Origin of the sequence: Nocardia sp. BSTN01 (genome assembly GCF_015354405.1) — a bacterium.
GTDB lineage: Bacteria > Actinomycetota > Actinomycetes > Mycobacteriales > Mycobacteriaceae > Nocardia.
On the sequence record NZ_JADKYP010000017.1, the window covers coordinates 58,174 to 72,733 of the forward strand.

14 protein-coding genes are annotated in these 14,560 nt (G+C 68.9%); 6 read left to right on the forward strand and 8 right to left on the reverse strand.

Annotation, left to right across the window (positions count from 1 at the left end; translation table 11 throughout):
- Window positions 1-121 precede the first annotated feature (121 nt).
- The 6 genes from IRT45_RS16380 to IRT45_RS16405 all read right to left on the reverse strand — a co-directional run bounded on the left by IRT45_RS16380 (window position 122) and on the right by IRT45_RS16405 (window position 7,282).
- Complete coding sequence (locus IRT45_RS16380; protein WP_194806707.1) at window positions 122-787, reverse strand: rhomboid-like protein; 666 nt, start codon at window positions 785-787, stop codon at window positions 122-124.
- A gap of 177 nt (window positions 788-964) precedes the next feature.
- Entirely contained in the window at window positions 965-2,122 is a 1,158-nt protein-coding gene (locus IRT45_RS16385) for a class I adenylate-forming enzyme family protein (protein ID WP_194806708.1), read from the reverse strand.
- Window positions 2,123-2,740: 618 nt separating this feature from the next.
- A complete protein-coding gene (locus IRT45_RS16390; RefSeq protein ID WP_194806709.1) occupies window positions 2,741-3,550 on the reverse strand; it encodes a metallophosphoesterase in 810 nt (269 codons plus the stop codon).
- On the reverse strand, window positions 3,550-4,374 hold the full coding sequence (locus IRT45_RS16395; protein ID WP_194806710.1) for a BON domain-containing protein: 825 nt from the start codon (window positions 4,372-4,374) through the stop codon (window positions 3,550-3,552). Before IRT45_RS16395 ends, IRT45_RS16390 begins: the two co-directional genes overlap by 1 nt.
- Window positions 4,375-4,406: 32 nt before the next feature.
- Window positions 4,407-4,895, reverse strand: coding sequence for a hypothetical protein (locus tag IRT45_RS16400; RefSeq protein ID WP_194806711.1), 489 nt, complete (start codon window positions 4,893-4,895; stop codon window positions 4,407-4,409).
- On the reverse strand, window positions 4,892-7,282 hold the full coding sequence (locus IRT45_RS16405) for a nitrate reductase (protein ID WP_309241008.1): 2,391 nt from the start codon (window positions 7,280-7,282) through the stop codon (window positions 4,892-4,894). Before IRT45_RS16405 ends, IRT45_RS16400 begins: the two co-directional genes overlap by 4 nt.
- Window positions 7,283-7,490: 208 nt before the next feature.
- On the opposite strand from IRT45_RS16405, the gene IRT45_RS16410 reads away from it, so the two are divergent.
- On the forward strand, window positions 7,491-8,012 hold the full coding sequence (locus IRT45_RS16410) for a DUF4383 domain-containing protein (RefSeq protein WP_194806713.1): 522 nt from the start codon (window positions 7,491-7,493) through the stop codon (window positions 8,010-8,012).
- Window positions 8,013-8,021: 9 nt separating this feature from the next.
- Here the strand turns inward: IRT45_RS16410 and IRT45_RS16415 are convergent, their stop codons facing one another.
- Both IRT45_RS16415 and IRT45_RS16420 read right to left on the reverse strand, forming a co-directional pair.
- The gene (locus IRT45_RS16415; RefSeq protein ID WP_063010757.1) at window positions 8,022-8,861 is read right to left on the reverse strand and encodes a glucose 1-dehydrogenase; all 840 of its coding nucleotides are present in this window, start codon (window positions 8,859-8,861) and stop codon (window positions 8,022-8,024) included.
- A 111-nt stretch (window positions 8,862-8,972) separates the two neighbouring features.
- Window positions 8,973-9,521 (reverse strand): TetR family transcriptional regulator, encoded by a 549-nt coding sequence (locus IRT45_RS16420; protein WP_194806714.1) that lies wholly within the window; start codon window positions 9,519-9,521, stop codon window positions 8,973-8,975.
- An 82-nt stretch (window positions 9,522-9,603) separates the two neighbouring features.
- Between IRT45_RS16420 and IRT45_RS16425 the strand changes: the two genes are divergently transcribed.
- The 5 genes from IRT45_RS16425 to IRT45_RS16445 all read left to right on the forward strand — a co-directional run bounded on the left by IRT45_RS16425 (window position 9,604) and on the right by IRT45_RS16445 (window position 14,539).
- The gene (locus IRT45_RS16425; protein ID WP_194806715.1) at window positions 9,604-10,071 is read left to right on the forward strand and encodes a DUF4334 domain-containing protein; all 468 of its coding nucleotides are present in this window, start codon (window positions 9,604-9,606) and stop codon (window positions 10,069-10,071) included.
- 3 nt (window positions 10,072-10,074) lie between these two features.
- Window positions 10,075-11,163: an alcohol dehydrogenase catalytic domain-containing protein gene (locus tag IRT45_RS16430; protein WP_194806716.1), complete on the forward strand. Its 1,089-nt coding sequence runs from the start codon at window positions 10,075-10,077 to the stop codon at window positions 11,161-11,163.
- A 124-nt stretch (window positions 11,164-11,287) separates the two neighbouring features.
- Window positions 11,288-12,364 carry an aromatic acid exporter family protein gene (locus IRT45_RS16435; protein WP_194806717.1) on the forward strand — a complete coding sequence of 359 codons (1,077 nt, stop codon included), beginning with the start codon at window positions 11,288-11,290 and terminating at the stop codon, window positions 12,362-12,364.
- A gap of 69 nt (window positions 12,365-12,433) precedes the next feature.
- Window positions 12,434-12,895, forward strand: coding sequence for an SRPBCC family protein (locus IRT45_RS16440; protein WP_194806718.1), 462 nt, complete (start codon window positions 12,434-12,436; stop codon window positions 12,893-12,895).
- Between the two features lie 9 nt (window positions 12,896-12,904).
- Complete coding sequence (locus IRT45_RS16445; RefSeq protein ID WP_309241002.1) at window positions 12,905-14,539, forward strand: NAD(P)/FAD-dependent oxidoreductase; 1,635 nt, start codon at window positions 12,905-12,907, stop codon at window positions 14,537-14,539.
- The last annotated feature ends 21 nt before the right edge of the window (window positions 14,540-14,560 follow it).

Below are 14,560 nucleotides of genomic sequence, written 5' to 3' on the forward strand. Positions count from 1 at the left end.
GGGGGCGCCGGTACCGACACACGAGGGTGGAGATGAACACGCGCAGACCACAACACGTCCACTCTCTTAGCACGCCGCAAACACTCAGCGCCACTTCGCTTTCCAGGTGCGCACCGATGAACTAGACTGCGCGCGCGCGACGGTGGCGGTCCCGCCACGCCTGCGCCGGATTCCACGTCGGCGCGGTCCGGGTCCGGGTGAGCGGGTAGCACGCCAGGCCGATCAGGAAGGCCGAGAAGTGGCCGATTCCCGTGAAGGTCAGGTGAATCAGCGGCGGCGCGGCGAAACCGGCCGCGGCCGCCACGACATAGACCCATCGCCACGGATACGCGATGTGATAGGTCAGGACGCCGATGATGCCGGCGAGAAAGTAGCTGACGCCGATATCGCGCACGTCGACGAGAGCGGGATCGGCATATCCGTGCCGGATCGCCCAGCCCAGCAGGCCCTCGCTGATGTAGGTGGCGCCCACGTGGGCGAACAATCCGACGATCGCCCAGCGCAGAGCGCCCAGCCACCGTTCGGCGGGCGCGTGGAATACGCAGTACAGCACCAGATACGGCAGCCAGAAGTAGCCCGCGACCCACAGCAGGCTCGTCACCAGGACGTGGAGCGGATCGCTCTTCAGATTCGACAGATTCGTCGAGCGCTCGCCCAGAATGATCTTCAGGTCGACCAGCGGCACCGCATGCTGCACGATCGTGGTCACCAGGAGCAGCGCCAACCACGAGAAGGTCCACGGCGCCGTGCGGACGTAACGCCATGCCGCGGCGGCACGACCACGCATCCGCTCAGATCGTCGATTCGCCACCGTGGCTCCTCACAGGCCGATCGGGCCCGGCGCTCACGAGGGGTCGAGCGCCGGCGCATCGACTGTGTCTCGCCCGCGCGGCGGCGGCATCACCCGCCGCGGATGAGATGCCGAGGTGTGGCGGCCGCCGGCCTGCCGGCCGCGCCGCCGCGGTCAGCCGGCGTCGACGACCGAGGCGGGCAGGCCGGCCAGGCTGCGGCTCAGATAGCTGCCGTCACCGGTGAGGGAACGTTCGAATTCGAGCGGGTCGTTGAGGTAGGTCGTCGCCAGTGATTTGGTGTGCACGCGCGCATACTGTTCGCCGTCGGTGGAGCGGGTCTCCATGCGGACTCCGGACAGCAGGTGGACGCCGGAGGCGCCGTCGGCGGCATCGAACCCATAGGCCACCGGACCGGTTTCGTCGAGCCCGTAGCAGATGGTGATCGGCCCGGACACGGCCCGCACCCGCGCCGCCACCGAGGAGGCGACCGAATGCGGGGACAGCCGCAGCCGGATCCGGCGCAGCGCCGCCGCGACATCGGCCGACAGGTCCTCCCGGGTGCCCTGCACCATCGCCTGATAGACGGCCGGTTCGGCCACCAGCACAGTCGGCGACTCCGCGGCCAGGTGGCGATGGATATTGCCCGGCGCGTGGGTTCCGGCCGGCAGGACCAGATCGGCGCCGGCGACGAGATTGGCGACGGTGGCGGTGTGGAATCCGAAGCGCCCGAACAGACCTGCGAAACACAGCGTCCGATCGGATTCGCGCAATTTGCTCGCTCCCACCCACGCGGTGGCCGCGTTGAGCACCGCGGTCGCGGAGTACTCGAGACAGACCAGTCGCCGCGACGGCGCCGAGGCGACGCGGCACAGTTCGGTGTCGCGGTGCAGGGCCGGGCGGTCGCCGTCGAAATCGGTGCGCTGCGCCCAGGATCGTTCGTCGAGCCGGATTCCGCCGGCCTGCCCGGAGGCGACGACGGCGTCGATGCCGCACTCCTCGATCAGCTCCCGCATCGCGGTGAGCGGCAGTGCCGGATTGGCCAGGACGGGGATGTCGCCGCGGGCGAGCAACGACAGCATCGTCGAGATGTATCCGGGGGAATTGCCGAGGGCAACAAGGACTCTCGCCCGCGGACGGCACAACACCGTATCGAATCGGGCCGCCTTGTCGGAGACCTCGGCGAGCAGGTCACCGAAGGTCCGGCTGTCGTGCATGCTCGACACCGTCGCGTACGGGCGCATCCGCATGGCGGTCGTGACCGCGCTGAACAACAGCGCGGGCCTACCGGCACCGGTCGCGATATCCCTGCCCCGATATCCTCGAATATTCACCGATGCAGAATTTATTGTCATCGAATACCAATCTTTGCTCCCCCTTGTCCGATATCTACCGCATTCCTCCCCGCAGTACACGCTCGCACCCGATCACATGTGGACACAGGCAGCGACGCATCGCCTGCGAAGGAAACGTCACATGTACGCCACCGGGATGCGGACACATTAGCCAGAACAACAACAATGCGCAACCGCGCGCATTGTCACGTGTTGTGCGAAAGCATTTACGGATGCAAGCACATTTGCACGGTTGAATGTGCGCGATTTTGTGCGTACGCCGGTCCGCTCGGCGCTCTTCATCAGGTACCGTCCGTCGAGCTCATCGACACCGCGAAACCCGCCACGGCACCGGCCGTCCCCACCACGCCCCGGGGCCTGTCACGGCTCCCGACCGAGCGAGCCGCCGACGCCTCCCCCGGCCGGGCGGGCGCACAATTCCGCGTCACGACCGCTCGCAACAATCCATCCCACGTCGGCCGGAATGCAATTCCTGCCACTGGGGCCCGTGTTTTCCGCGCCGCCGACGGGTATTCCCCACAAATGATTCCGCAGCCGGGCGAGAATTACCAGAACTTCGGCGACACTTCGGTGGCCGGATAATCAGGAAATTCGTTGTCAGGCCGGGGCCCGCGCGACCTCGTCCGACTCGCTCGGCGCACCGGAACCGTCCGCCCGTTCCGGTACCGAGAGATCGTAGACCGTGTAGGCCGCGCGGATCACCGGCTGGGCCACATTGCGCACTCGCACCCCGCCGGGTGTGGTGCCCCGCTCGTACCCCGCGTGCGCGTGCCCGTGGATGGCCAGATCGGCGCCTCCGCACGTGTCGATCGCCTCCCCGAGCAGGTACGATCCCAGGAACGGATAGATCTCGGGCGGCTCGCCGTGCAGGGTGTCCCCGCACGGGGAATAGTGGGTGAGCGCGACCTTCACATCGGTGTCCAGCCCGCACAGGGCGACATGCAGCGCGTCGGCGAGATCGACGGTGTACGAGGCGAAGTCGCGCATGATGCGTTCACCGAACACGCTCGCGCACTTGCCCGCGAACCCGCCGCCGAAGCCCTTCGTACCCGCCACGCCCAGCGAATAGGGACCCACGGTCACCGTGGTCGAGGTCCCTTCCAGCACCCGGATCCCGTGATCGCACAGCAGGGCCGTGATGTCGTCCTGCAGATCGGAATGGTGGTCGTGGTTGCCGAGCACCGCGATCACCGGCACGCCGGGGTCCTCCAGTTCGGTGGCGACCACCCGCGCCTCGTCGAGGGTGCCGTGCCGGGTGAGATCGCCACCGACCAGCAGCACGTCGGCCTCCTCGGGCAGTCGCTCCCACGCCGGGCGCAGCGTCCCCCGCGAATCCGCGCCGAGATGGATATCGGCCACCGCCGCGATGCGCACCACCCCGTCCGTCGTCCGTTCCGGGCCCGTCATCAGCTCAGCCGTTCGTGATCGACGATGGGCGACTGCGTGGAGGTCACCCGAATATCGTTGTGAATGCGCAGTTTCGGCGCATGCTCGCGCACGATGTCCTCCAGATCGCTGCGCTGCTGTTTGCTGCCGACCTCCCCGCACAGCACCACCACGGCGCCGCGGATGGTCACCTGCACACCGAGTTCCGCGGTGCGCGGGTCTTCCGCGAAGGCCCGCCGCAGATTCGCGACCAGATATTGCGGCAACACCTCGTCGCCCGAGTCCTGAGACATGACCTCACCTCCGATTCCGAGATCCTCGACCAGCGCCAGAAACGCCCGTGCGTACGGCGAGACCGCGGTTTCGTCCCGGGCTCGCCGCCAGTCGACCTGTTCCCGCAGATCCCGGGCGATCGCCAGTAGCCGGGTGAAATCGAGCCGGTGCGGGTCGAGAACCATCAATTTGTCCACCATCAGATCGGTGCCGCTGAGCACCGGAGCCGCCGCCGGGCCTATCCGCATCCAGGTCGCGCGGCCCAGCAGATCGTCGTCGACGTTGCGGTAATTGGGCCGGAAGATCAAGTCCACCAGCGTATTTCCGTCGTACACCTTGGTCAGCCAGTCCTCCGGCGGGTCGACGGCATGCAGCCCGGACGCGGTCAGGATGTCGCGGGCCCGGAAGGCATCGGCCGGTTTGACGTAGATGTCGACGTCGTGGTCGCTCGCGGGCCCCCCGCGCGCGTACACCGCGCAGCCGCCGCCGACCGCGAAGTCGATCTCGTGGGCCAGCAGCGTGTTCACCACCTTGGTGAGCGTGTGCAGCAACTGCTCTATCGAGGCAGTCATAGCGGGCGCATACCCGCTGTCGGCAGCGGTATTCACGGCGTCGCGACGGCCTGCGGCGCCGTCTCCTTGATCTTGGCATTGGCCCAGCGCATTTGCCGCAACGTCTCCGGATGGCAGTCGGAAGCCAGAGCCAGCAGTTCGCTGTCTCGCGCCGCCTGTGCCGCCTGCGCCAGGATTTCCCAATTCACCGAGACCACCGCCGCGTGGCTGTGGATCTCGCGCAGATCGCGCAGCAACAACAGGGCGGGCGCGTGGCGCCGACCGACCAGGGTGCCGAGCGCCCGGCGCGCCGATTCCACCGGTCCGGCGACCGACAGCGGGGACGCGTCCAGGTGCAGGCCACGCCGTTCCCCGGTGTCGGCCAGTTTGCGGCGATGCTCGTCGGTCCAGACCAGCAGATCGCGGCACACGTGATGGACCTCGTGGTCGGTGCGGTGACGATCGGCGGTGCGGATCAGCAGTTTGCCGAGATGGGTGTCACTGCGGTGTATTTCGGCGAGCATGGCGTCCAGGTCGTTCATCGCGCACTCCGCTCCAGTTCGACCGCCGGGGTGGTGGTTCGTTCCGCTCGCCGGCCGGCACGCACGAGTTCCAACGCGGCCGCACCGGATTTGAACAGCGGTTGTTTGGATACCGGATCCCATTCGGTGGGGGTGAGCTCGTTGGCGGCGGTGCCGTCCTTCCCGGCGGGGCGATCGCCGGCCGCGGTATCCCAGTAGCCGTAGTGGAACGGGAGGAAGACCACGCCGGGACGGATGTCGCCGATGCGCAGCCGGGCCGTCACCTGCCCGCGCGCGGTGCGCACACGCACCAGGTCGCCGTCGTCCCACCCTTCGCGCCGGGCGTCCTCGGCGGCCATCTCCACCCACACTTCCGGCGCGGCGGCCTGCAGCTGCGGAACCCGGCCGGTTTTGGTGCGGGTGTGGAAGTGGTAGAGCGTGCGACCGGTGATCAGGGCATACGGATAGTCCTCACTCGGCGATTCGTGCCGCGGCAGATACTCCGCCGCCTTGATGATCGCGCGACCCTCGGGGTTCAGCGCGCGATACTCGGTCGGCTCCAACGGTGCTCCGGTGATCAGATCACGTCCGTAGGTTTCGCAATCCTGCGGCGCGGCACGGAATTTCGCGTCGGCGTACAAGCGCTCGGTGCCCTCCGGATGTTCCTCGGTGCACGGCCACTGGATACCGCCCAGCGCCCGAAGTTTCGCGTAGCTCATGCCCGAGTAGTCGCACAGGCGTCCCGCACTGCACCGCTTCCACTGCTCGAACACCTCTTCCGGCGTCCGCCACGGCAGCAGCGGTGCGCCGTCGGCATCGCGCAGATCCAGGCGGCGGGCGTAGTCGAGGAAGATGTCCAGATCCGGCCGGGCGGCGCCGGGCGGCTCGACCGCCTTCTCCGACAGGTGCACGGTGCGGTCGGCGTTGGTGAAGGTGCCGGTCTTCTCGCCCCAGGTCGCCGCAGGCAGCACCACATCCGCCAATTGCGCCGTCTCGGACAGGAAGATGTCCTGCACGACGAGAAACAGCCGCCGCTGCGACAGCAGGGCGCGCACCCGCGCGAGTTCGGGCAGCGAGACCGCCGGATTGGTGCCGTTGACATACAGGAAGCGGATCGACCCGTCCTCGACGAAGCGCAGGATCTGCATCAGATGCGTCGGCGCGCTGAAGTGCGGTATGCGTTCCGGATCCACTTTCCACAACCGCGCCAGTTCCTCGACGTGAGAATCGTTGGCCCAGTTGCGGAATCCCGGCAGATCGCCGTCGGCGCCGCATTCGCGGGTGTTCTGCGCGGTGGGCTGGCCGTTCATCTGCAGAACGCCGCAGCCGGGCCGGCCCAGCATGCCGCGAATCAGATGAATGTTGTTGACCTGCACCGCCGCCGCGGTGGCCTGGTGGGACTGGTAGAAGCCCTGCAGCACCGTCGACAGCACCCGCTCGCCGGTGCCGATCACCCTCGCCGCGGCCCGCAGATCGGCGGCCGGCACGTCGCAGATCTCCGCCGCGCGTTCGGGCGTGCAGCCGGCGACCTGTTTGCTCAATTCGTCGAATCCGACGGTGTGCGCGTCGATGTAGTCGCGATCGATCCACTCGTTGCGGATCAGCTCGTGCAACAGCGCGTTCATCACCATCACGTTGGTGCCCGGGCGCGGCGCCAGATGGATGGTGGCCGCGCGCGCGACCTGCGTGGTGCGCGGATCGACGCAGACGAGGGCGGGCGGATTCGGGCCGCGCAGACGGTCGAGCATGCGCGACCACAGCACGGTCTGGGTTTCGGCGACGTTGTGGCCGTAGAGCGCGATCACGTCGGCGTGGTCGACGTCGGCGTAACTGCCGGGCTGCCCGTCGGATCCGAACGATTCCTTCAGCGCCTCACCGGCGGTGGCGGTGCACAGCCGGGTATTGCCGTCGAGATGATTGGTGCCGATGCCGCCGCGGGCAAGGACGGTGAGCGCGTAGTACTCCTCGAGGAACAACTGCCCGGTGGTGTAGAAGCCGATCGATCCCGGCCCGCGCTCGTCCAGCAGCTCCCGGGTCCGCTCGGCCACCCTCGACATGGCTGTGTCCCAATCGGTTTCGACCAGTTTGCCGCAGCGGCGCACCAGCGGGGCTTTCAGCCGGTCGGGAGAATTGTTGGCCTGCCAGCCGAACAGGTCCTTCGGCCCCAGCCGCCCGCGGTTGACCCGATCCCCGGCGCGGCCGCGGACCCCCACGATGCGGCCCTCGTGCACGGCGATATCCATCGCGTCGCCATTGGAATGCAGCACCGAGGCGGTCGGCACCCAGCGTTCCACCATGTCCTCGCGCACACCTTCGGCCAGGAACATATCCACGCGTTCCGGCCACGGTTGCCCGGGGCCGTACGGAGTGCGCGTCCCCCACGGGTGCGCGATGCGGTCGTGTTCGATCGCCCCGGCCGCGTGGGTACCGGATCGGATATGCATGAGTCACCTCGGAGACGAAAAGTGGCGGAGGACCCGGTCCTGGCGACAGCCCCGGTCTGTGTGCGCCATACCCGCGCCGACCGGGTTGTAACGGGTTCGCGCTGTTCGCGGCGGTCCGGGGCGGCTACCGTCGGAGTTACGGGCGAATCTTCGGTATTCGAAGGGAGCAGCGATGGCCACCGCATCTGTATCTCGGCATCGGGCGCGGGTTTCCCCGGTGCAGGCCGCGGCCTATGTGGTCGGGGCGGCGTTCCTGGTGGTCGGGGTGCTCGGGTTCATCCCGGGCGTGACCACGAACTACGACATGCTCACCTGGACCGGACATCATTCCGGCGCCGAACTGTTCGGCGTGTTCCAGGTCTCGGCGCTGCACAACATCGTGCATCTGGTGTTCGGCGTCGCGGGTCTGGCGATGGGCCGCACGACGATGACCGCGCGGACCTATCTCATCGCCGGCGGCGTCGTCTACCTCGCGCTCTGGGTGTACGGCCTGGTCGTGGACAAGGAGTCGACCGCGAACGTCATTCCGGTCAATACCGCGGACAACTGGCTGCATCTGGGCCTCGGCGCGGCGATGCTGCTGCTCGGGCTGTTCCTCGGTCCGGCCGACCGTCCCATCCTGTTCGAGGGCTCACCGCAGCCGGGACGGCCGGAATCCGCTCCGCCCGGCACCGGCCACGGGCAGACCGATTGAACGAGCCGATCAGAGAATCGGCCGGCCGCCGGTGACGGCGAGCCGGGCGCCGGAGATGTAGCTGCCGTCGTCGGAGGCGAGCAGCACATAGGAGGCGGCCAGTTCGGCGGGCTGTCCGGCCCGCCCGAGCGGGACGTCGTCACCGAAGTTGCGGACCTTCTCCACCGGCATGGTGGACGGGATCAGTGGCGTCCAGATCGGGCCGGGCGCGACGCTGTTGACGCGAATCCCCTTCTCCCCCAGCATCTGTGCGAGGCTGGCGCAGAAGTTGGCGATGGCCGCCTTGGTGGCGGCGTAGGGCGCCAGCGTCGGTGAGGGCATATCCGAATTCACCGAGGAGCTGCCGATGATCGAACCGCCCGCCGGCATATGCGGGACGGCCGCCTTCACCAGATGGAACAGCGCACCGACGTTGAGCTTGAACGTGTAATCCCATTCGTCGCCGGAGATCTCGTCGAGACTTTCGTGCGTCATCTGATACGCGGCGTTGCTGACCAGCACATCGATCTTGCCGAATTCGGTTGCGGCGCGGTCGATGACTGCTTTGCAGTGTTCGGGATCGGACAGGTCGCCCGGCACCGCGACCGCCTTGCGGCCGGCCTGCTCAACCAGCGCGACGACCTGTTGCGCGTCCTCGTGTTCGTCGAGGTAGGAGATCAACACATCGGCGCCCTCGCGCGCGAAGGCGATGGCCACGGCTCGGCCGATTCCGCTGTCGGCGCCGGTGATCACCGCCGCCTTCCCGGTGAGTTTGCCCGACCCTCGATAGCTGTCCTCTCCGCAGTCCGGTTGCGGGGACATCCGCTGCTGCACCCCGGGGACCTGTTGTTGCTGCTCCGGAAAACCCATCGCGATCTCCTGTCGACGTGGCGGCGGTGGGAGGCCCCCCGTTCGCGTGGAGCCCGGGGAGCCTCAGCACTCGCGCTACCCGCACCCGCTACGGGCAAACCAGCGCCGCGCTCAGGGGGCGATCAGCCGCCGGGCCGCGCGCACGGTGGCGGCGCGCCGGTCCTCGGCGTCGTCGTCGTGCAGGGCGTGGACCGCGGAGGTGCGGGCCAGATCGGTCAGCAGGGTCAGCAGGGTCAGCGGTTGAAACGTGCCGGTGATCAGCCCGGCGCGCTGACCGCGGCGGATCTCGGCGATCTTGGGTGCGACCGCGCGCCGGATCGCCTCGTCGGCGCCCGGGATGTGGGTGCGCTCGATCTCCGCCCACGCCTGCAGCCGGGCGTTGTCGGGATGTCGCAGATAGTGATCGAAGAGCCTGCCGACATAGGACGGCAGGTCGCCCGCGTCCAGCGCGGTCTCGGCGGTGGTCTCGGTCGCCCACTGCTCGGTCACCGCCGCGTAGAGGTCGTCCTTGCCGGTGAAGTAGGCGTACAGGCGATCCTTGCTGGCATGGGCCGCCTCCGCGATCCGGTTGATCCGCGCCCCGGCGATGCCGTAGCGGGCGAACTCCGCCTTGGCCGCGGCGAGGATTCGCTCCCTGGTGGCATGGCCTGCTGCGCGCATGCCGCGGATCCTATCTTGCCGAACCAGCTGGTTCGGGTGTAGGTTCCCGAACCAGCTGGTTCGGGAAACTGTGGAGGATTCGATGACCGGGACAACCGAACGCTGGCGCGAGCTGGCGGCGCAATCGAGCGGAGTGTCGACCGAGGAGCTGGACCGGCTGTGGGCCGAACTCGCGGTCGTGCGCGCCGAGGACATCCTCGGCGAATGGAAGGGCGCCGCCTTCCGAACCGGCCACCCGCTGTGCCGCGCACTGGACAAGAGCGGCTGGTACGGCAAGACCTTCCATTCGACGATGGATGCGAAACCGCTGATCTGCCGCGCCGAGGACGGCACGCTGTACTCCGATGTCGAACTGGGCGGCGGCGAGGCCACGCTGTGGAATATCGAATTCCGCGGCGAGGTCACCGCGACGATGGTCTACGACGGCCGCGCGGTGTTCGACCACTTCAAGCGCCTCGACGACAACACGCTGATGGGCATCATGAACGGACGACCCGAACTGGTGCTGGCCGCTGGCGAATACTTCTACTTCCTGCTCGAGCGGATCTGAGCCGTGCCGGTGACCACTGCCGCGCTGTCGCGCGATCCGCGGGCCGCCTTCAGCCTGGAATCCGTCACGATCGACGAACCGCGCGCCGAGGAGATCCTGGTCCGGATCGAGGCGTCGGGAATCTGTCACACCGATCTGGTCTCCCGCGCCGCCGGCGCCGCCGACCGCCCGATCCTGCTCGGCCACGAGGGCGCGGGTGTGGTGGCGGCGGTCGGCGCCGACGTGGCGGGCGTGCGGCCCGGCGACCGGGTCGTGCTGACGTTCCGGCACTGCGGCAGCTGCCGCAACTGCCGGCTCGGCCGCCTGCCGTACTGCTCTCGATCCACCGCATTGAACCAGTTCGGCGGCCGTGCCGATCGCTCGCCCCGCATCTCCGTCGACGGCACGCGCGTGCGCGACGGCTTCTTCGGGCAGTCGAGTTTCGCCGGATACGCGCTGAGCACCGCGGACAATACGGTCGTCGTCCCCAGCGACACCGATCTCACCGTCGCCGCCGCGCTGGGCTGCGGCTTCCAGACCGGCGCGGGCGCGATCCTGAATGTGCTCGTCCCCGAACCGGATTCGCAGCTCGTGATCTACGGCGCGGGTGCGGTCGGCATGGCCGGGCTGCTGGCCGCGCGGACACGTCCCGGCACCACGGTGCTGGTGGTCGAACCGTCCGCCGATCGCCGGGCACTCGCCCTCGAACTCGGCGCGGCCGCCGCACTGGCCCCGGGCGACGAGACGGCCGCGACGATCGCCGAACTCACCGGCGGCGGCGCCACCCACGCCCTCGACACCACCGGTCGTCCCGACGTGCTCGCGGCGGCGGTGGCGGGGCTGGCCACCGGCGGCGCGGTGGCGGTGGTCGGCCTCGGCATCGGCGTCCCGCAACTCGATATGCGCGATATCGTGTTGGGCGGCAAGACCATTCACGGCTGCCTGGAGGGCGATGCCGTGCCGCAGCGGTTCATCCCGCAACTGCTCGAGTTCTACACGGCGGGCCGGCTGCCGCTCGACCGGCTGGTCCGGTCCTACCCGTACACCGAGATCGGCGCCGCCCTGGCCGACCACCACGCGGGACGTGTCGTCAAACCCGTTCTGACCTGGTGACAGCGACCGGCGCCGGGTTTCGCCGGAAACGTCGCGGGTAGCTCGGCGCGTAGATGCCAGGCCACCCGCGACGAAGGGACTGTTCATTCCGCCTCTCGGATATCGCGCACGAGCGGCGCGACGATTGACCACGACATGGCCGGTGCGCGCCTGCACTCGTTCCGGGCGCGAACGCGAGGCACTGATCCAGGCCGCGAAGATGGCAGGGGCCGCCGTCGCGGCCTGGGCCGTCGCCCGCGCGACGATTCCGGCGCCGCAGTCGTTCATGGCCCCCTACGCGGCGGTCTTCCTGATGACGACCACGGTGTACCGCTCGCTCACCGGCGCCGCGCAGCAGACCTGCGCACTGCTGGCCGGATTGACGGTCGCCTACCTCACCACGCTCGTCTTCCCGCAGCCGATGCTCACACTCGGTGTCGCGGTGTTCGTGGGAATGATCGTGGGGCAATGGCATCGGTTCGGCACCAGCGGCATCTGGACCGGGGTGACCGCGCTGCTGATGGTCTGTTACGGCACCGCGCAGAATCTGACCTATCTGGCGTATTGGATGGCCGAAATCCTGTTGGGGTCGGCCATCGGAGTCGCGGTGAACATGATCGTGCTTCCGCCCATGCATCTGCGACGCACCCGCGAGGCCGTCGACACCCTCGCCGGAGAACTGCGCGAACTGCTGACCTGGATCGCCGCGGGCCTGACCGAGCACGTCGATCCCCGCACCGCGGCGCAATGGCCGCATCAGGCGCGGCTGCTCGATGCGACGGTGCGGCGCGCCGACGAGGCGCTCGGACAGGGCCGCGAGAGCCTGCGCTGGAATCCGCGCTGGCTGGTCCGCCGCCGCCGCGACTGGCATCCGGCGGTCTCCGAATCCCCGTTCCGGGCGCTGAGCGAGGTGTCCGAACAGGTCAAGCGATTGACCGAGGCAGTGGCCACCGGCGCCGAATACGACGAATTCGGCGAGTTGTTCGCACCCCGGCTCGCTCACCTGGTCGCCGTACTGGCCGACGCCGTCGCCTGTCTCGACGCCACTCACGCCCATCCCGCGCGATTGGACGCCTACCTCGACGAACTGCGCACGGCGCATGCCGATACGGCGGCGGCCGTGCGGGATCTGTCCGAGCGGCACATCCCCGGCCACGCCCAGCAGGCCGCGCTGCTCGCGGTGGTCCGCTCGACGTACGCACTCGATGCCGGGACCGAGTGATCCGTGTACGAGCGCGCGGTGCGGGTATGGCGTCAGCGTTGCCCACCGAGACCATGAGGAGGTCGCAGCATGACAACAGTCACCGAATCGGTCGATGTGCACGTACCGGTGACCACCGCCTACAACCAGTGGACCCAGTTCGAATCGTTCCCGCAGTTCATGCAGGGCGTCGAGCGGGTCGAGCAGCGCGACGACACGCACACCCACTGGACGGTGCACGTCGCCGGCGCGACACGCGAATTCGACGCGAAGATCACCGAACAGCACCCCGACGAGCGGGTGTCGTGGACCTCGGAGGCCGGCCCCCGGCATGCCGGAGTGATCACCTTCCATCGGCTCGACGAGGACACCACGCGCGTGACCGCGCAGATGGACATCGATCCCGACGGGTTCGTGGAGAACGTCGCCGACAAGCTCGGCATACTCGATCGTCGCGTCAAGGGTGACCTCGAGCGTTTCCGCGACTTCATCGAATCGCGCCGGCAGGAATCCGGCGCGTGGCGCGGGGACGTCGACCGGCCCCGGCCGTAGCGGATGCCCGTGACCTCGCCCACGCCCGGCGGTTCGGCGCCGCTCGATGCCGAGCCCGTCGACGCCGTGATCATCGGCGGCGGGCACAACGGCCTGGTGAGCGCCGCGCTGCTCGCCGATCGCGGCTGGGATGTGGTGGTGCTGGAAGCCCAGGACACCGCCGGGGGCGCCGTGCGCAGCGCCGAACTGGTGCCCGGTTACCGGATGGATCTGTTCAGCGCGTTCTATCCGATGGCCGGCGCCTCGCCGGCGCTGCGCGACCTCGGTCTGGAAGATCACGGATTGCGGTGGAGCCGAGCGCCCATCGTCTACGGCCACCCCCGCTGTCCCGAGGACACGGATGCCGCCGTCGTACATCCGGACGCCGAGACCACGGCCGAGGCGCTGGCTCGGCGCGACAGCCGCGACGGCCGCGCCTGGATGCGGCTGGTCGAGCAGTGGCGGCAGGTGCGCGACCACCTGCTCGGGTCGTTCCTCGGCCCGTTCCCGCCCGTGCGCGGCGCGGCCGGACTGTGGCGTGACCTCGGATCCGCCGACCTGTTCCGGTACCTGCGGTTCCTGATGCTGCCGGTCGGGCGGATGGTCGACGAACTGTTCCACGACGAAGCCGCCAAATTGCTGATCATGGGCAACGCGATGCATGCCGATGTGCCGGTGGACGCCCCCGGCAGCGGCGTCTACGGCTATCTGCTGACCATGCTGGCCCAGGAGGGCGGATTCCCGGTTCCGGTGGGCGGAGCCGGGGCGCTGAGCGCGGCCCTGGTGCGCCGCGCCGAATCGGCGGGGGCGCGGGTGCACTGCGGCCAGCCGGTGGACCGCGTCGTCATTCGCAACGGGCGCGCCGACGGCGTGATCACGGCCGCGGGTCAGCTGGTGCGGGCGCGCAAGGCGGTCATCGCCGATATCGACGCGCCGACGCTCTACACCCGGCTGCTCGCCGACGCCGAACTGCCGCAGCTGCTGCGCGCGGATCTGGCACGATTCAGCTGGGACGCTCCCACGGTCAAGGTGAATTACGCGCTCTCCGAACCGATTCCGTGGCGGTCGAAGCAGCTGCGCGAGGCAGGCACGGTGCATCTGGGCGCCGACCGGGCGGGGCTGGCGCGGTGGACCACCGATATCGGCACCGGCGTGGTGCCGCACACGCCGTTCATGCTGTTCGGTCAGATGACCACGGCCGATCCCAGCCGGTCGGCGCCCGGCACCGAGTCGGCATGGGCGTACACCCATCTGCCGCGCGGGGTCACCGACGACGCCGCGGCCGACCTGCTGGCCGAACGGGTCGACGCCGTTCTCGAAGCCCACGCACCCGGCTTCGGCAGCCGGATTCACGCGCGAATCGTGCAGCGGCCCAGCGATCTGCACAGCGCCGACGGCAATCTCGTCGGCGGCGCGGTCAACGGCGGCACCTCCCAGCTGCACCAGCAGTTGGTGTTCCGGCCGGTCCCGGGACTGGGCCGGCCCGAAACCGTGGTGCCGGGACTGTATCTGGGCTCGGCCTCGGCACATCCGGGCGGCGGCGTGCACGGCACCTGCGGCGCCAACGCCGCTCGCGCCGCGCTGGCCGACTCCCGCCCGACCGGATGGCCGCGGCGAAAGTTGTTGGCCCGCTTGCACACCGCGCTCTACGACATCGGCCGCTGACCGGACGGACACAGCTCATGG